Source organism: Serratia sp. 14-2641, assembly GCF_001692375.1.
In the GTDB taxonomy this organism is placed as follows: Bacteria; Pseudomonadota; Gammaproteobacteria; order Enterobacterales; family Enterobacteriaceae; genus Chania; species Chania fonticola_C.
Genome location: NZ_LXKR01000066.1, coordinates 99,379 through 115,176, shown reverse-complemented (window position 1 = coordinate 115,176; position 15,798 = coordinate 99,379). Strand labels below are relative to the sequence as shown.

Sequence of the window (15,798 nt, the reverse complement as noted above, 5' to 3'; positions counted from 1 at the left end):
AAATAATCCCTATCATTGCTGCTTTGCCATCCATCTATTGACCAAAACTTGCCGGTATTCTCAGGCAGGCTGTTTATGGTAAACTAGCCCCTTCGATTTTTTTCCGCCCTGAGAGCTCCCTGTGGCTAAACCTGCCCCTGCTTTTTTGCCTCCTGCTTTTCTCGACGCAACTCGCGCCATCATGCCTGACCATTTATCCATGGATGACTTCATCGCTATTTGCCAGAAACCCTTGCGGCGTAGCCTGCGGGTCAACACGCTGAAAATCAGCGTTGCGGACTTTCTGGCGCTGGTAAAAGACTACGACTGGCGACTGGACCCCATCCCCTGGTGCCCCGAAGGCTTTTGGATCGAGCGCGAGGACGAAGCATTACGGCTGGGTAGCGCGGCGGAGCATCTAAGCGGCCTGTTCTACATTCAGGAAGCCAGCTCCATGCTGCCGGTGAGCGCCCTGTTTGCCGGGCGTGAAACCCCGCGCCGGGTGCTGGATGTCGCCGCCGCGCCGGGTTCCAAAACCACCCAGATCGCCGCGTTGATGGGCAATCAGGGCGGCATTGTCGCCAATGAATATTCGGCCAGCCGAGTCAAGGTGTTGCATGCCAACATCAGCCGCTGCGGCGTCAAAAATACGGCGCTGACCCATTTCGACGGCCGGGTGTTTGGCGCAGCCTTACCGGAAAGCTTTGACGCCATCCTGCTGGATGCGCCCTGCTCTGGTGAAGGCGTGGTGCGTAAAGATCCGGATGCCATGAGCAACTGGTCGCCAGAAAGCGTAACCAGCATCGCGCAAACCCAATGGGAACTGATCGACAGCGCCTTCCACGCCCTGGCCCCCGGCGGCGTGATGGTTTACTCCACCTGCACGCTGAATGCCCAGGAAAATCAACAGGTGGTACATCAGCTGTTGGCAACCTATGGCAACGCCGTCAGCGTTGAGCCACTGGGCGAACTGTTTCCACAGGCGCAACTGGCCCTCACACCAGAAGGCTTCCTGCACGTTTTCCCACAGATTTATGACAGTGAAGGCTTCTTCGTCGCCCGGCTACGCAAAAATCATAGCGTTCCGGCTTTGGCCAAACCAAGCTATAAGTTGGGCAAGTTCCCTTTCGCCCCACTTTCGGCCCAGGAGTCCTCGCTGGTGGCGCAGGCGGCTGCAGCCTCGGGTTTAGTTTGGGATGAAACCAGTAAATTATGGGCGCGGGATAAAGAAATCTGGCTGTTCCCCGCCGCGCTGGAACCTTTAGTCAGCAAAGTGCGTTTTTCACGCATTGGCCTTAAGTTGGCGGAACGCTTCCCAAAAGGGTTCCGCTGGCAGCATGAGGCAGTGATCGCCTTGGCTGCCAGTGGCAACCCACAGACTTTTGAGCTCGATGCGGCACTGGCTCAGGAGTGGTTTCATGGCCGCGATCTCTACCCCTCGCAACCCCCACAGAGCAATGAGTGTATCGTCACTTATCAGCATCAGCCGCTAGGGTTAGCCAAACTGATTGGCAGCCGGATTAAAAACAGTCTGCCCCGCGAACTGGTGCGCGATGGAGTACTGGATTTCCATCAATAACGTTTAATAGGCCACGGTCACCGTTACGGTGTCACTATAACTTCCCGCTGGCTGGTTATTTTGCGAGAGATTAACCGAAGCAGTATAGGGGAAGGATTGCGAGGTGCCCGTGCCCGTCGCGTTGCTATTGGTGGCAGCGGTCCAAACGGTGCTATCCCCTTTGAACAGTTGATATTGAATATAGCTGGTGGTGCCGTTTACCGTAGACGCCATTTGCCTGTATTGGCCCGAACTGGCGACGCTGCTGGTCAGGTTGACCGAATAACTGGCGCTGAGGGTGCAACGTACGCTGATGGTATTGGAAACTACCGTAGTGAGGCCAGACGGCAACGCCGCGCTTCCGAACCCAACATTTGGCGCGCTGTCGATATAGCAATAGTTGCTGACAACCAGCGACAGGTTGATATTGGAGCCGGACGTTATACTCCCGGAGTCTGCGACACAAATGGGGCCAAGCGCAATCGAGCAGATGTTCCAGTCCCAAGAGATCGGGATAGTATCAGTATAAGTGCCAGCAGCCAGGTTAGAGTTCATTTGTGGCCGGATAAAAATCGGCAGCGTGCTGTTTGGTGCGGTAAAAAGACCTAGTAAATCCAGTGCAGTAGTACTGGTCCAGGTAATGACGCTGCCCTGATTATATAGGGTGCTACACCCCCCATCCTTGCACAGACTGTATGGCAGATACTGGCCGGTCGCCGCACTGTATAAACGTGGCTGGGTGCCAGATGGATGTAAAGTCGTACCGATGGTGGCCTTGATAGTGTTAGTGCCACCAAGATTAAGCAACGAGCCAGTACATTTCAGCCCGCTACTGACAGAGGTGGTTAACGGGGTACTGCTGACATCAAAGGAATTCTGCGTGCCCAGGCTGCCCGCGGTTGCCGGAGCCGTGCAGCCCGCCCAACCGAACGGCATTACCCCCGCTAACAGCAGCAATGCCAATCCTGCCCGCATCCATCGTAATTGCATAATCATGATTTTTTCTCTTCGGCACTGCCTTGGCAGACCAGCGGCCCGACCTGTTCAATGCTGTGATAATTGGGGTTCAGGTCAAAATCCACACGGCACATTGAGCGGTCGTCCTGCTGAATACTTAACTGGCCGTGGGATTGTAAATGTGAGAAGTACACCAGCCCGTCATAGCCGACAACGGTGGTTTGTTGCGTGGTTTGTTCCGTGACCAACGTGCCCAGTTTCAGCGGTTGCCCGACAGCGTCATGCAACGTGATATTGGCCGAGAGGACTTTTTGTACCGGGAATTTCACCACCATCCCGCTGCCTTGCTTAACGGCAATGCGATTGTTGACCTGATTGGCCACCACGTCCGCCGGTAACGGCAGCGTGTCGATCTCGACCTTGGCCGGATAGTACGAACTGATCGACGGGATCAGCAGATGCCCGTTGCTGTCGGTGGTGCCCATCTTCTGATTCTCGTACAGTACCGATACCCCGGCGTAACTGTCAGTATCCACCACGATAAACGCGTCGTTGATCTTGTCCGACAGGAACCAGGAGTTGGCCATGAACACCACTGAGCCGCTCAGGTCTGCCCAGTTGGTATATTCCCCTTGTGGGCCGAAGATGCCGCCTTGCAGCGTGGCATAACGGGTTTTCCAGGTGGCATCGGCCTGTTGATAGGCATCGCCACCGCCGCTGTAAGCCAGGTTCCAGCCCATGCCGCCATCCGTGGGAGCGGCCTTGCTGGCCCCCACCTGCTGCTGATAATGCCCAGTATTGTTACGTGCTAACCCCGCATTGAGGCTGACATCACTGCCCAGTGGAATAATAAATTGCAGTTGCGCACTGTAACCGTTATCCCCCAACGTTTTGTTGAGTGAGACAAACATGCTGCTCTGGCCCCACAGGGCACGGCTATAAGAGAGGTTCACCAGGCGGGTATGCGAGTTGTCATAGGCCTGTACGTCGTAATAGCCCAAGCCCAAAGTGCCATTACTTGAACCAAACGGCGAAGCACTGAAGGTGGCCTGATCGGATTGACGGCTCAGGCGGGTCTTGCTGGTGTAAGACGTGAGATCCTGGTAACCCACGGTGCGCGAGGCCCGCTGTGCCGAAAAGCTAAATAACGTCGAATTATAGGAGTAGCCCAACGTATACTGACTACCGTCTTTTTTGTCCGTCACGTTGGTGCCCAGCGGATTATCAATTTCCTGATTGGGATCAGGCATACCTGGCGTATTCGGCCGGACAATCTGGTCGTTCACCACGTTGCTGGTCGCCACCGGCGGATGATTAGCCTTGCTCTGGCTTCCTGACAGGCTCAGCGTCCCCCAGGTTCCCACCGCGATATCGGCCCCTAACCCGCCGAGTGCCAGCCCTTGTGTGGCCTCGCTGTGCCCAGAAAGCGTCAGATAATTACTCAGCCCATAGCGGTAAATCCCGCTGAAGGCTGCATCTGAATAATCGCCATTAGAGATGCCATAATCCTGGCGCACCGCGCCGAGTGACACATCAAAGTCGCTCAGGTTTTTACGCAGCAGGGTGTTGGAAACATAAAACGGCACCGTGGTCGATACCTGGCGCCCAACCGCATCGGTGGTGACGATCGTCGCTTCACCGGCACCGTTGATGTAAGGCACATTGGTGAGGGTAAATGGCCCGGAGTTAAGGTTATTGCTGCTAGCCTTAAAACCGTTGAGAAATAAATCCACGGTGCTGGGGACTGCGGCGGTACCGCTATATTGCAGTAACGGATAAGTCACCAGATCCGGGCGCAGGGCAAAATTGCGGCTGATACGTAATCCCCCCATGCGGGCCGAATTACTCCAGGTAAGCGAGTTGCTGACAAAATCCCCAAGCTGATAGCTGATCAGATCTTGTTCATCGCTATAACGCCAGAACGTATCGTAGCGCAGATAGCGGTCTTGTACGGCACTGCCACCCTCGCCCGATACGGTGTCGATATTGTAGCGATAGGTCCCGGTATTACTGATAAACCCCAGGTTGCTGAACAAACGCTGCTCCATCCAGGTGGCAACCGATCTGGAGCCTTCGTGGGGATCGGTATAATAGGAATCGTAGTTTAGCAGCAGACCTGTGCTGCTTTGCGCCACCGTGTAATTCATCAGGTTGCCGCCGCCGACGTCCTGTTTTGGCAGCCAGGCATCCGGTACCTGGAAAATCAGCTGCTGGGCGGCAGAATCATATTTCACCTTCACCCCAGGCAACTCCTCGACCTTAATCAACCCTTGCTGACCATTGGTCTGCACGTGGTTCTTCGCCAGCACGCCAGCCTCCACGTAATACGCGTTGTCCCGATAGGTCACGGGAACCACCTGCCCGTCGCTCTGGCCATTGACGACCAGGGTCAGGTAGAACATCGCATTGGTGATCACCGGTGCCGCACGCGGGGCATCGGGCAATGATGAGTATTCCTGCGCCTGAACGCTGAAGGTACTCAGGCAAAGCAGGCACAGACCGCCCCGGCAATACAGCGGATACTGATGACCGGGACGAGTAATGGCTCGGATCGGCATTCGTCGCGCTTCCTGCCGCTATTCGCCGCGCGGAATGACGATGGGTTTGGTGTTATCGGCAATTTGCGCATTGAGTTGCGCACCAGGACTAACACCGGCAGGAACCGGCCAGCGCATCGACTGCCCAGGCAAGACGTAGCCCATAAAACCGGCGATCATGGTTTTCACGCCCTGCTGTTGGTTGCCTTTCTCTGACCAGAACACATTACTCAGCCGCGCATGCACAATGCCGCTATTACGAACCTGTAAATAGGTTTTTCCACCGTCATTGACCGTGTGCCATTGCAACACTGGGCGCGTCGCCGTAGCAGCATCGCGTTTGATATCGCTACGTTCGTTGGTCCACAAGCCGCCACCATCCATAAACAGCGGCAGCAGATAGCGCATCTGTAACTGCAACCCGACTACCGCTTTACTTTGCCCCCCGGCAGCGCCGTTGATCGGCGACGGGATTTCATCAACGATGATGCGGTAGGCCTGCTCGGTATTGGCCGGTACCGGTGTATTGCGGATCAGCCTGATCAGTTGGCGTTGCCCCGGCGGTACGGTGGCAAAAGGTGGGCTGGCGACCACGTTATTCTGATCGGCATAGCGCTCGTTAAAATTTTCCTGTTTCCATGCCAGCACACGCACCTGGAGAGAAACGGGTTCTGTCCCGCGATTTTCCAGCCATAAGGCCGAGCCGTTCTGATCGGACTCAATGATTTGATACACCGGCCAGACCAGCACCGAGCTGGCGGCTTGTGCCGTGCTTGAAGCACACAGGGTGTAACTCAGTACTACAGCGCTGATAATGCGGGTAAACAAGGTCGACATGGCTCATATCCTGATGATTCAATAAGTTAATGTTACGGTGACCGTATCGGTATAAGTTCCTGCCGAAGGCAGTGTGGTCACGGCGTATAACCGGGCATAAACCGGGTAAGTTTGTGTGGTACTGGGAAAACTGGGGATAGACATCACCAATGCGCCATTGCCCCAGACCTGACTACGGTTGGCATCGCGAAACAGCTGATAACCCAGCGTGTCGCTATTGGCGCTGTTTTGCATAAAACGGCGGGTGGCACTGCCCCCGTGGATGCCGTAATCCATGGCAATGCTGACCGTCGCTCCCGGCGTGCAGGTCACCACCACCGAACCGGCACCGGCGGTGCTCACGGTATCGACATTACTGGCAATGGTCGTCATGGTGCCGAAATTGATGGTGCCGAGGTTGGAAGTGGGGCTGGAAAATGAGCTGCCAAAAGCACAGCCGTTGGTCAGGGTTGCCGTCACGGTAAAGGTCGTGGTGGTTGGCGTGGCAGCACGTAGCGCACCGCACATCATCAACGGTAGCAGGATCAAGGAGACATGGCGCATCAATGCCCCCGCTACCAGGATACGGTGACATTCACCGTATCCAGATAAACACCGGCTGCCGGTGTGGTTTGCGCCGGAACACGACCATAGACGGTGTGCCATTGATCGGCTCCGTTGCCCGTGTCACTCAGCCCGGTGGTGTTATCCCAAATCGTCCCCCCGGGTTGGTTGGTGTAAAGGTTGTACAACACGCTAGCCGAGCTATTGGTGGTATTTACCATTTTGCGATTCGTGACCACGCCGCTGCTGCCCCCATCCAGCAAGATTTTATAACTCAGACCACTGACGCATTTGACACGGATTGAACCCGCCAACTGGGCGCTGGTCGCGTTAATCACAGTGTTCACAGCGGCAAAATTGCCGAAATTCATCGTGCCAAAGCTGGTATTGCCAGACGTCGTTGTTCCCGCTTCACAGGCGGGCAGCAACGTGGCCGCAATGCCGATCGTCGCCGCCTGGCCTAAGGGAATGTTGAGCAGCAAAGACTGCGACAAGATCGCAGGCAACAGCAGCAATACCCTGATCCCCATGCTCATTCCTTCCCGTATAGAAAACCAGCCAGGGGCTGATTCGCCCCCGACGGAATAACAGCCTTACCAGGAAAGCGTGGCGACTACGGTATCGTTGTAAGTCCCTGCGGTTGGTGTGGTACTGAGTTGGTCGCCAGGTAATACGCGGCCATAAATCGGGATGTTTTGCGCCGTGGTGCCTGTCGTTAAAGCAATCGGCGTATTAATGGCGATTTCCGTGGTACGCGCACTATCAGAATAGAGGCGATAAGGAATGGTGTCGCCGCCGGAGCTCATGGCGCGCAGCGCGCCCGTTGCCGCCAGACCGCCATTGAGCGACAGCGTCGGGCTAAGGCCGGTGCTACAGGTGATGGTGACCGCGCTGGAGCCATCGGCACCAAACACCGTACCGTTGATTACGCTGGTCAGGTCGGAGTAACTGCCAAAGTTCAAGGTCCCCCATTGGTTGGTGCCGCCAGTCGCCCCGCCATTACCCACGGTACAGCCGCTACCGATCGTTAACTGAATACCGACTTGCCCTGTCAAGGTCCCCGCCGCCTGCACACCAGAAACCAACGTCAAGGTTGCAGCAGCCAGCAAGGCCAGTGATAAACTCTTTTTTTCGCCCATGATAACTCCCAATAACAACTTACACCGATGTGTATTCATGCAACCAGGTTGCGTATGGAAATTCTCTGGTGGACTCACGCACTGCCAAAAACTGCCAAAGGACGACGCTCAAGCCGGGTTCTGTTTTTTTGCAAGCGAACCCTGACGGTAACAACCTGATGACACAGGCTATCGTGGTTAAATATAGATTAATAAATTTAGCTTAAGCGGAATTTGTCTGCTTTCAATGAAATAAGAATAAAAAACCATTTTTCATATTATTAACAAATTTTACTCCAGCAAATCACGCCACACCTCGACTTTAAAATGGTTGAGAAGTGAGATAGTGAGTAACGTTAATATTTATCGTGGCAATCAAGTAAGCATTAATGGTTGGGTCTAGTGCTACGAGCAGCGTCAGGCGGGCCGATGGCTACTTTTTTTGTGACTTTTTCGCCTGTTTGTCTATGCTTAGTGGGTGGTCGCAACTGGTCACACCTCATACCACTAGCTTCAGCAAGGAGTTCCAATGGGCAAAACCGTCGTGAAAATAGGCAGCTTCGAGGTTGATGACGCGCATTTAACGCCAGCATCTGAACACGCCGAAGGGAAAAGCACCCTGGCGATCCCCTGCAAATCAGACCCCGACCTGTGCATGCAGCTGGACGGTTGGGACGAGCACACCAGTATTCCGGCTATGCTGGATGGCCAGCAGTCGCTGCTGTACAAACAGCATTACGATCGACATGCGGATGCCTGGGTGATGCGGCTGGAGTAAAGAAGAGATTCAGGAGAAAGGACGCGCCGTGTTCCCATTGGGCACGGCACGTTATTTTATGCGATGGCGATACCGCGCCCGGCAAAGAAACGGCCGAAATCCGACAGTGACATTGTCACTTTCTGGCGGCTGACGAGGCTATCACCGGAAGGATTATGAAAGGTAAGGCTATGCCGATCTGCAGCGAACACCAACACTAGATGTCCACCCCGCGCTGGCGGCTGTACCGCGGGTTGCCGGATACTCGGATGCACCGAGGCGATAAAATAGCGGTGTTGTTCCAATAACGGCGGCAACTGATGTTCATCGAGATTGACTTGCACCTCTGCCGTTAGGGAAAACTGTTCACGCACAAACTTCACAAAAGGCGCATAAATCAGCCCTTTGATCCGTTCGCCATCACGCACATAGGCCCCGTAAGGCAAGCTGCAGCGTGCCAGCGCCAGCAATGGCGGTGCCGTGCCGTCCCGGTGCGTCAGCACCATTTTCAGACAGGCCATACCGCACACGTGGTTAGCCCACTCGACATATTCCGCCGGGCTGGCCGCCCCGCTCAGCCCCCAGTTGGCATCATCCGCCAACGTGGCACGCCCGGCAATCAGATCGGCAGCCAGCTCTGGCGTCGCCCATTGGCACACATAGGGCACTTCAGGCAGTGACATCACTCAGAATTTTTCTATAACCTTGAAATGCATCAACACCAGCGTCATATCCGGTGAGAATAGTTCATACTCTTCAAAGAAGCGTTTGTGCTCTTTACGCCAGTAATCCAGCGAGCGATCGCCTTCACCTTCCGCCAGAGCATGAGCCGCATCCACCTGCTCATAGGTACTCATATCCACCGTCGTCAGCTCAATGGCACACACCGGCTCATTCTTGCCGTCCACCACCACAAAGACATCGCCAGGCTGTGGAATACCTTCGCCATCCAGATTTGAGCAGGTGGCGGTCTTGACGCCATCCAGCACCAGCTTTACCAACTCATCTGCCTGCTGTTCGGTATCACCAAACGCCCAACGTTCTACATTTTCATACTTTTCAGGAATGGCCATTGCTTTACCTTTATTGATTGAGTCACAGATGCTCAAGCAATATTACACCGTATTCCCTCACGTCTGCATCCATCACGTTGCTGGACCGGCTCGCAGCCCCTGCTTTTTACCTGACTTTACGGTAAAGTTCTGTGCGTACCGCAGTGCATCATTCATACTGTGGATCAACACGTCCTTAATGGCAGCCAACCTGCCAGGGCAGTAAAATGAACCAGGCAGAGCATGATCCCGATGACACCTTCAGTGATTTACTGAAAATCATCACAGTTATAGCCATCACCCTGATCGCTCTGGGTAGTTGGTACCTCTGCGTCTAAAGGAAAATAAGGAACCCCGAATTGCCAACCAAGCGTATGCGTACCAAACACTGGAAAATGTTTGTGATCCTGGTGCTGATCTGTCTGGCCCTGCTGTTATTGCGCTGGGCAGCTATCGTCTTCGGTTAATCCTGCATTCTATTAACCGCCTCTCCCGCTCGGGTAGGAGGCGATTTGGCCACGGGTTCCAACAGCTCACGCAAATAGGCGATCCGGGCCTCTCCCTGCGGTAGCCACCAACGGCACCAGCGATTCTTCACTTCAGCATCTCGGCTAAGTTGATAATAAGCCGCTAATTGTTCAACCAGTTTCATGGTTACGCCCCTCTCGTTGATTTGACCAATCCAGTATTGAATATAAAAACAAGAAGAAACACTGATGGGATGATTTTTATACTTCCGGTTTTATTTTCTCTGTGGCCTGACGGGTAGCGCAGCCGGTTGGCAACTGCTACATTGAGCAAAAATCACCCAGCCGAGGTTAACGATGAAGTTCTCGGAACAGGAGATCAAACCAGTATGGGATGAGGTTGCCCGATTGATTGGCGACAGCGTGATGCAGTTGCGTCATCGCGGCGAGGAATTGTCGGTGGAGAGCCTGTCCCGGCAGTTGGCGCAGCATCTGGCGGAAAGCCACGATATTGAGCAGCGCATCCTGATCGGTGCGGCGATCAACATGCTGAAAGAGGGAAAGTGAATCGCCAACCGAAGTGGTTGGCGATCCTGTAAGAGCCCAAGGTATGCAAGCCCGGCCTCTCTTGGTGTTATATTCTCACGTCAGCCCTGGCAGAGTAATCGGAATAGTCCAGATTGGTGACAAAGAATACGCGGGCGCGGCCTACAGCGCCTCTACAACAGCGTGGCAGGCACGATATCGGCCCATAAGGCCCGCGCATCATTGCCCTGAGCCACCAGCCGTAGCGGGCCATTCCCTGGTAGCCACCAGCAACCCTGGCGTGCGGCCAGCAAGCTGCCGTCCGGCAACTGCCATTCCCCTCGCAACACATACAACACGCCAGCATGTTGTAATGATAGCCCGATGGTTTCAGCAATGCGTTGCACCTGTGCCTGGTAGTGGCCACGCCGCGTCATGATGTTGAAGTCCTGGCTGCTGCCACCTAATAATCTGGCCTCTAGCGCCACATCCCCGGGAAAGGCAAACGGCTCACCGATGCGCTGCAACTGGTGGTCGATCAGGCCTTCGCTGTACAAATGTACGCCATCGCCTTCCAACAAAGTGATAGAACGGTCAATGCCGTTAAAGGCCGAGAAAGGTCCGTCCTGCGCGATGGTAGCAATGCTGGCGCGCCAGCCGAATTCGGCGTTGCCCGGCGGTTGGCAGGTAATTTCGCGTGTTTCTCCGCCGCCATTACGCCAAGGGCTGACCGGCAGATCGGCAAAATCGAAACGGTTCAGTTTCATTACGCCTCCTGTTGGAACGTTTTCAGCACCTGTAGGAACTCAGCGCTGCTTTGCTGTTGCAGCGCATGACGCCCCTGCTCAATCACCTGTCGGCCGGCAACAAATACGTCGCGGATCTGCTCTTTGCCCCCGGCAAACAGCCAGCGGTTAAGGATAGAAGCATCAGGCGCAGATGCCAGATACGGGTCGTCGCCATCCAGCACCAGCCAGTCCGCACGATAGCCTACCGCCAGCTTGCCAATTGCCGTACCACAGGCCTGAGCACCGCCCCGTAATGCCTGTTGATAGAGCACGTCTGCCACGGCGGGTTGCTCTGGCGTGGTCAGGCGGTTACGGCGTTGATCGCGCAGCCGCTGCCCATACTCAAACCAGCGTAACTCTTCCACCACGTTTAGGGAAACGTGGCTGTCCGAACCGATCCCCCAGCGCCCCTGGTGATGCAGGTAACTGTCGCCAGGGAAAATACCGTCACCCAGATTGGCCTCGGTAGTCGGGCATAATCCGGCTACCGCTTTGCTGCGAGCCATCTGCTCGAGCTCTTCACGATCAAGATGAGTAGCATGCACCAGACACCAGCGGCTATCCACCGGTAAATGTTCATACAGCCAGGCCACCGGGCGTTGACCGCTCCAGGCCAGGCAGTCGTTGACCTCTTTTTGCTGCTCAGCGATATGAATATGTACCGGCAAGGTCTGTTCAGAGGCCGCCAGGATCTGCTGCATCTGCCCCAGCTCAACCGCCCGCAGCGAATGGAAACATAACCCCTGATTCTGCAATGGCTGACCTGCCAGTTGGCGAGCTATCACCTGTTGCTGTTCGAGGTAGCTTTCCGCACTCTGAATGAAGCGCCGCTGCCCCGCTTGCGCAGGCTGGGCACCAAACCCTGCGTAACTGTAGAGCACCGGCAATAGGGTCATGCCAATGCCTGCCTGAAGCGCGGCCTCGCTGAGGCGCCCTGTCATCTCGCCCCGGTCGGCATAGGCTTTTCCTTCCGGTGTGTGATGCAGATAATGGAACTCGGCAACCTGGGTGTAGCCGCCCTTGAGCATTTCGATATACAGTTGACGGGCGATAACCCCAACCTGCTCCGGGGTTAAGCGCTGAACCAGGCGATACATCAGATCGCGCCAGGTCCAGAAGCTATCTTGTGGGTTACCAGCCACCTCTGCCAGCCCGGCCATCGCGCGCTGGAAGGCATGAGAGTGCAGGTTCGGCATGCCCGGCACCACATCGCCGTGCAGGCGCAGGCAACCGTCAGGGTCGGCATTGGGGGTCACTTGGGCCAATTGACCGTGCGCATCGACATCGAGCCGTACGTTATGGGCCCAACCGGTCGGAAGCAGTGCGCGAGAGGCAAAATAAGCAGGCATAGCAGTATTCCAAAGTAGGTGTAACGGCTAAGGACGCACGACTATCACGCCGCGCAGGTAAAAAATTTGTAAACCAGTTTCATTCATCTGGTGAACGGATGCTTACTTGTATATACATATACATATCTTCAACATCAACAGTAAACTGGTGTTATTATTTTTTTATTTGACGAGGTTAACGTCGTGGTAGATCAACAGACCGTGTTGCAACTGGCTGCAGCAATGAGCGAAACCCCCGCCCCGATCTATCAACGGGTCAAACAGGCCATCGTAAGCCAAATCCGTGCGGGCCACTGGCAGCCGCACCAACGTGTTCCCTCGGAAAGTGAACTGGTCAGCGAGCTGGGCGTCAGCCGCATGACCATCAACCGGGCCTTGCGTGAATTGACCAGCGAGGGCTTTTTGATCCGCATGCAGGGCGTTGGCACCTTCGTGGCCGAGGCCAAGGCACACACAGCGCTGCTGGAAGTGCATAATATCGCCGATGAGATCGCCGCCCGAGGGCACCACCACAGCAGTAAAATTTTGCAGTTGACCGCCCGCCCGGCCAGCGCGGAGGAGGCGACGGCATTGGGGATCCAGCCAGGCCAGCAGCTGTTCTACTCGCAGATTGTGCATTATGAAAATGACGTGCCGGTGCAGGTGGAAGATCGCTGCGTCAACCCGCTGGCCGCCCCCGATTATATGCAGCAGGATTTCGATCGGGTCACGCCCTATATTTACCTGACCCAATCCGCTCCGTTGACCGCAGGTGAACATATTGTTGAAGCCGTGGTGCCAACCAAGCAGGAGCGCGAACTGCTGCAATTGGAAGACCACGAGCCGGGTCTGCTGATCCATCGTCGCACCTGGTCTGGCAAAATGGTGGTGACCTCCGCCCGCCTGCTCTATCCAGGCAGCCGCTATCAGCTGTTTGGCCGTTTTACCAATCAGGTTTGAGTTAGAACGAGCGTACTACCAAGTGGGCGCAGCGTACAGCGCCCCTACGATCGAATCCAGTGACGTTAAATCCTGCCTTTTTCGCGTTTCATCACATCTCGGTAACAAATTTTATCCCCCTCTCTTGTCGCAGCCCGGCGAATGCGCTAGGTTGTTTTTAATTGTATATACAACCATGTGGGAGCGGGAACACCATGACGTCTGAGATCCACTGCGACAGCCTGTGGCACGGGGCCGATATCGTCACCATGCGTGACGGCAAGTATCACATCATCAGCAACGGCGCGATCGCCGTGCGCGCAGGCAAGATTGTCTGGATGGGTGAACAGGCCGCCATGCCTGCCTTGGCCGCGACCAAAACGGTGAAGCTTGACGGTGGCATCATCACCCCTGGCCTGGTGGATTGCCACACGCACCTGGTGTTTGGCGGCAACCGCAGTGGTGAGTTTGAACAACGTCTGAACGGGGTGAGCTACGCAGAGATTGCCGCTCAAGGCGGCGGGATTATCTCCACGGTCAAGGCCACGCGCGATGCACAAGAAGAGTTGTTGCTGGAACAAGCACTGTTCCGCCTGCGGCCATTGCTGGCCGAGGGTGTCACCTGCGTAGAAATCAAATCCGGCTACGGCTTAACGCTGGCAAGCGAGTTGAAAATGTTGCGCGTGGCACGTCAGTTAGGCGCGACATTGCCGGTCGAGGTGAAAACCACCTGTCTGGCCGCTCATGCCCTGCCACCGGAATATGCCGGGCGCAGCGACGACTATATTGACCTGGTGTGCAATACCATCATCCCTGAAGCCGCAGCAGCTGGCCTGGCAGATGCAGTGGATGCGTTTTGCGAACACCTGGCCTTCTCCCCTGAGCAGGTTGAGAGGGTTTTCGCGGCCGCTGAGCTTGCTGGCCTGCCGGTAAAACTACACGCGGAGCAGCTTTCTGCGCTCGGCGGTAGCGCATTGGCGGCACGGCATCATGCCCTTTCCGCCGATCACCTGGAATATGCCACCGAACAAGATGCGATAGCGATGGCGGCAGCCGGAACCGTCGCGGTGCTGTTGCCGGGCGCCTACTACCTGTTACGCGAAACGCAGTGCCCACCGGTTGAGCTGTTCCGCAAACACGGCGTAGCGATGGCTATTGCCAGCGATGCCAACCCAGGCACCTCACCCGCACTATCGCTGCGTCTGATGATTAATATGGCTTGCACCCTGTTCCGTCTTACGCCGGAAGAAGCGCTGGCTGGCGTAACGCTGCATGCCGCCAAGGCTTTGGGCTTGCAGGAAACCCACGGCTCGCTGGAAGTGGGCAAAGTGGCCGATTTTGTTCACTGGCCGCTGGCACGCCCGGCAGAGCTGGCTTACTGGTTGGGCGGCCAACTGCCCTGCACGGTGATTTTCCGAGGAGAAGTCCGTTAATGATTTGCGATCCTTTCGAGTTCCAGAGCGGCCAACTGCCGCTGTTGATCAGTATTCCCCATGCCGGCACCCGCTTGACGCCAGCGGTTGAGAAAGGGCTAACCGATGAGGCCCGCCCCCTGCAAGACACCGACTGGCATATCCCACGGCTGTACGATTTTGCCCGTGCCATGGGGGCCAGCATCCTGGTCGGTAACTATTCGCGCCTGGTGATTGACCTCAACCGCCCGGCAGATGACAAACCGCTCTACACCACTGCCACCACCGGTCTGTTTCCGGATGTGTTGTTCGATGGCCGCCCCAGTTTTCTTCCGGACGCCGCCCCTTCTGACGAAGAACGGGCCGGATACCTGCAAAACATCTGGCAGCCCTACCATCAGCAACTACAAAATGAGCTGGCACGGCTAAAAGCCCAACACGGTTACGCCTTACTGTTTGACGCCCACTCGATCGCCTCCGTGATCCCGCGCCTGTTCGAAGGCAAACTACCCGATCTCAACCTGGGCACCAACGGGGGGGAAAGCTGCCCAACGTCACTGAGTGACAGGCTGGTCACCTGTTGTCAGCAGCAGCAACAGTTCAGCCACGTACTCAACGGACGTTTTAAAGGGGGCTACATCACCCGTGCCTATGGTCAACCGCAGGAAAACCAGCACGCGGTGCAGCTGGAGCTGGCACAGGTGAACTATATGTCCGAGCAGACATTTGAATTTGATGCCGCCCGTGCCGCACCTTTACAACGCCTGTTGCAGCAGATGATAGAAAGCATGCTGGCCTGGGGCGAGCAACAACGCTAATCCGCCACAACTCCGGTGCCGCTATTGCGCCGGAGTTGACCTTGCCCTCACCATTATCCCCTCCTGTCTTTCACGCCCTTCCATGACGATTTGAGCACTGCATCCCAATTTTGATGGAAAGGTTGCCCACTGGTCTGAACAGCGCACAAAACAGCGGCCCATGACTTTTGCCTTGCGCCACAA

At 55.7% G+C, this 15,798-nt stretch carries 18 protein-coding genes; 7 read left to right on the top strand and 11 right to left on the bottom strand.

The window, feature by feature from the left end:
- Positions 1 to 121: 121 nt before the first annotated feature.
- The gene (gene rsmF / locus A6U95_RS21730; protein ID WP_065685978.1) at positions 122 to 1,558 is read left to right on the top strand and encodes a 16S rRNA (cytosine(1407)-C(5))-methyltransferase RsmF; all 1,437 of its coding nucleotides are present in this window, start codon (positions 122 to 124) and stop codon (positions 1,556 to 1,558) included.
- A 3-nt stretch (positions 1,559 to 1,561) separates the two neighbouring features.
- Here the strand turns inward: rsmF and A6U95_RS21725 are convergent, their stop codons facing one another.
- The 6 genes from A6U95_RS21725 to A6U95_RS21700 all read right to left on the bottom strand — a co-directional run bounded on the left by A6U95_RS21725 (position 1,562) and on the right by A6U95_RS21700 (position 7,550).
- Positions 1,562 to 2,533, bottom strand: a complete 972-nt coding sequence (locus A6U95_RS21725; RefSeq protein ID WP_065685977.1) for a spore coat protein U domain-containing protein — start codon at positions 2,531 to 2,533, stop codon at positions 1,562 to 1,564.
- The gene (locus A6U95_RS21720; protein WP_065685976.1) at positions 2,530 to 5,052 is read right to left on the bottom strand and encodes a fimbria/pilus outer membrane usher protein; all 2,523 of its coding nucleotides are present in this window, start codon (positions 5,050 to 5,052) and stop codon (positions 2,530 to 2,532) included. Before A6U95_RS21720 ends, A6U95_RS21725 begins: the two co-directional genes overlap by 4 nt.
- Before the next feature lie 18 nt (positions 5,053 to 5,070).
- Complete coding sequence (locus A6U95_RS21715; RefSeq protein ID WP_065685975.1) at positions 5,071 to 5,868, bottom strand: molecular chaperone; 798 nt, start codon at positions 5,866 to 5,868, stop codon at positions 5,071 to 5,073.
- 18 nt (positions 5,869 to 5,886) lie between these two features.
- Positions 5,887 to 6,411: a spore coat U domain-containing protein gene (locus A6U95_RS21710; RefSeq protein ID WP_065685974.1), complete on the bottom strand. Its 525-nt coding sequence runs from the start codon at positions 6,409 to 6,411 to the stop codon at positions 5,887 to 5,889.
- Between the two features lie 11 nt (positions 6,412 to 6,422).
- Entirely contained in the window at positions 6,423 to 6,941 is a 519-nt protein-coding gene (locus A6U95_RS21705; RefSeq protein WP_065685973.1) for a spore coat U domain-containing protein, read from the bottom strand.
- A gap of 63 nt (positions 6,942 to 7,004) precedes the next feature.
- Positions 7,005 to 7,550 carry a spore coat U domain-containing protein gene (locus A6U95_RS21700; protein WP_065685972.1) on the bottom strand — a complete coding sequence of 182 codons (546 nt, stop codon included), beginning with the start codon at positions 7,548 to 7,550 and terminating at the stop codon, positions 7,005 to 7,007.
- Positions 7,551 to 8,058: 508 nt separating this feature from the next.
- Here A6U95_RS21700 and A6U95_RS21695 point away from each other — a divergent pair.
- Positions 8,059 to 8,307 carry a DUF1480 family protein gene (locus A6U95_RS21695; protein ID WP_021178226.1) on the top strand — a complete coding sequence of 83 codons (249 nt, stop codon included), beginning with the start codon at positions 8,059 to 8,061 and terminating at the stop codon, positions 8,305 to 8,307.
- 56 nt (positions 8,308 to 8,363) lie between these two features.
- Here the strand turns inward: A6U95_RS21695 and A6U95_RS21690 are convergent, their stop codons facing one another.
- Together A6U95_RS21690 and A6U95_RS21685 are read right to left on the bottom strand one after the other, a co-directional pair.
- Positions 8,364 to 8,969, bottom strand: a complete 606-nt coding sequence (locus A6U95_RS21690) for a hypothetical protein (protein WP_065685971.1) — start codon at positions 8,967 to 8,969, stop codon at positions 8,364 to 8,366.
- A 3-nt stretch (positions 8,970 to 8,972) separates the two neighbouring features.
- Positions 8,973 to 9,359 (bottom strand): ASCH domain-containing protein, encoded by a 387-nt coding sequence (locus A6U95_RS21685; RefSeq protein ID WP_021178228.1) that lies wholly within the window; start codon positions 9,357 to 9,359, stop codon positions 8,973 to 8,975.
- Between the two features lie 338 nt (positions 9,360 to 9,697).
- Here A6U95_RS21685 and yniD point away from each other — a divergent pair, with 338 nt between their 5' ends.
- Positions 9,698 to 9,805 (top strand): small membrane protein YniD, encoded by a 108-nt coding sequence (gene yniD, locus A6U95_RS31605; RefSeq protein WP_223499378.1) that lies wholly within the window; start codon positions 9,698 to 9,700, stop codon positions 9,803 to 9,805.
- Here the strand turns inward: yniD and A6U95_RS21680 are convergent.
- Entirely contained in the window at positions 9,802 to 9,990 is a 189-nt protein-coding gene (locus tag A6U95_RS21680; RefSeq protein ID WP_065685970.1) for a hypothetical protein, read from the bottom strand. The two genes, yniD and A6U95_RS21680, sit on opposite strands and share 4 nt — an antisense overlap.
- Before the next feature lie 172 nt (positions 9,991 to 10,162).
- Between A6U95_RS21680 and A6U95_RS21675 the strand changes: the two genes are divergently transcribed.
- Complete coding sequence (locus A6U95_RS21675; RefSeq protein WP_021804636.1) at positions 10,163 to 10,372, top strand: DUF2767 family protein; 210 nt, start codon at positions 10,163 to 10,165, stop codon at positions 10,370 to 10,372.
- A gap of 152 nt (positions 10,373 to 10,524) precedes the next feature.
- On the opposite strand, the gene A6U95_RS21670 is transcribed toward A6U95_RS21675, so the two are convergent.
- Both A6U95_RS21670 and A6U95_RS21665 read right to left on the bottom strand, forming a co-directional pair.
- Positions 10,525 to 11,097 carry a HutD family protein gene (locus A6U95_RS21670; RefSeq protein WP_065685969.1) on the bottom strand — a complete coding sequence of 191 codons (573 nt, stop codon included), beginning with the start codon at positions 11,095 to 11,097 and terminating at the stop codon, positions 10,525 to 10,527.
- Positions 11,097 to 12,467 (bottom strand): formimidoylglutamate deiminase, encoded by a 1,371-nt coding sequence (locus A6U95_RS21665; protein ID WP_065685968.1) that lies wholly within the window; start codon positions 12,465 to 12,467, stop codon positions 11,097 to 11,099. Before A6U95_RS21665 ends, A6U95_RS21670 begins: the two co-directional genes overlap by 1 nt.
- A gap of 183 nt (positions 12,468 to 12,650) precedes the next feature.
- On the opposite strand from A6U95_RS21665, the gene hutC reads away from it, so the two are divergent.
- From hutC to hutG, 3 genes are all read left to right on the top strand, one after another.
- Entirely contained in the window at positions 12,651 to 13,406 is a 756-nt protein-coding gene (hutC, locus tag A6U95_RS21660; RefSeq protein WP_065685967.1) for a histidine utilization repressor, read from the top strand.
- Between the two features lie 194 nt (positions 13,407 to 13,600).
- Positions 13,601 to 14,818, top strand: coding sequence for an imidazolonepropionase (hutI, locus tag A6U95_RS21655; protein ID WP_065685966.1), 1,218 nt, complete (start codon positions 13,601 to 13,603; stop codon positions 14,816 to 14,818).
- The gene (gene hutG / locus A6U95_RS21650; RefSeq protein ID WP_065685965.1) at positions 14,818 to 15,615 is read left to right on the top strand and encodes an N-formylglutamate deformylase; all 798 of its coding nucleotides are present in this window, start codon (positions 14,818 to 14,820) and stop codon (positions 15,613 to 15,615) included. The genes hutI and hutG overlap by 1 nt, the downstream gene beginning before the upstream one ends.
- Positions 15,616 to 15,798 lie beyond the last annotated feature (183 nt).

Coding starts and splice junctions, on each gene's coding strand:
- A6U95_RS21725 (WP_065685977.1), bottom strand. CDS start 2,533: ATGATTATGCAATTACGATGGATGCGGGCAGGATTGGCATTGCTGCTG.
- A6U95_RS21720 (WP_065685976.1), bottom strand. CDS start 5,052: ATGCCGATCCGAGCCATTACTCGTCCCGGTCATCAGTATCCGCTGTAT.
- A6U95_RS21715 (WP_065685975.1), bottom strand. CDS start 5,868: ATGTCGACCTTGTTTACCCGCATTATCAGCGCTGTAGTACTGAGTTAC.
- A6U95_RS21710 (WP_065685974.1), bottom strand. CDS start 6,411: ATGCGCCATGTCTCCTTGATCCTGCTACCGTTGATGATGTGCGGTGCG.
- A6U95_RS21705 (WP_065685973.1), bottom strand. CDS start 6,941: ATGGGGATCAGGGTATTGCTGCTGTTGCCTGCGATCTTGTCGCAGTCT.
- A6U95_RS21700 (WP_065685972.1), bottom strand. CDS start 7,550: ATGGGCGAAAAAAAGAGTTTATCACTGGCCTTGCTGGCTGCTGCAACC.
- A6U95_RS21695 (WP_021178226.1), top strand. CDS start 8,059: ATGGGCAAAACCGTCGTGAAAATAGGCAGCTTCGAGGTTGATGACGCG.
- A6U95_RS21690 (WP_065685971.1), bottom strand. CDS start 8,969: ATGTCACTGCCTGAAGTGCCCTATGTGTGCCAATGGGCGACGCCAGAG.
- A6U95_RS21685 (WP_021178228.1), bottom strand. CDS start 9,359: ATGGCCATTCCTGAAAAGTATGAAAATGTAGAACGTTGGGCGTTTGGT.
- A6U95_RS21680 (WP_065685970.1), bottom strand. CDS start 9,990: ATGAAACTGGTTGAACAATTAGCGGCTTATTATCAACTTAGCCGAGAT.
- A6U95_RS21675 (WP_021804636.1), top strand. CDS start 10,163: ATGAAGTTCTCGGAACAGGAGATCAAACCAGTATGGGATGAGGTTGCC.
- A6U95_RS21670 (WP_065685969.1), bottom strand. CDS start 11,097: ATGAAACTGAACCGTTTCGATTTTGCCGATCTGCCGGTCAGCCCTTGG.
- A6U95_RS21665 (WP_065685968.1), bottom strand. CDS start 12,467: ATGCCTGCTTATTTTGCCTCTCGCGCACTGCTTCCGACCGGTTGGGCC.
- hutI (WP_065685966.1), top strand. CDS start 13,601: ATGACGTCTGAGATCCACTGCGACAGCCTGTGGCACGGGGCCGATATC.
- hutG (WP_065685965.1), top strand. CDS start 14,818: ATGATTTGCGATCCTTTCGAGTTCCAGAGCGGCCAACTGCCGCTGTTG.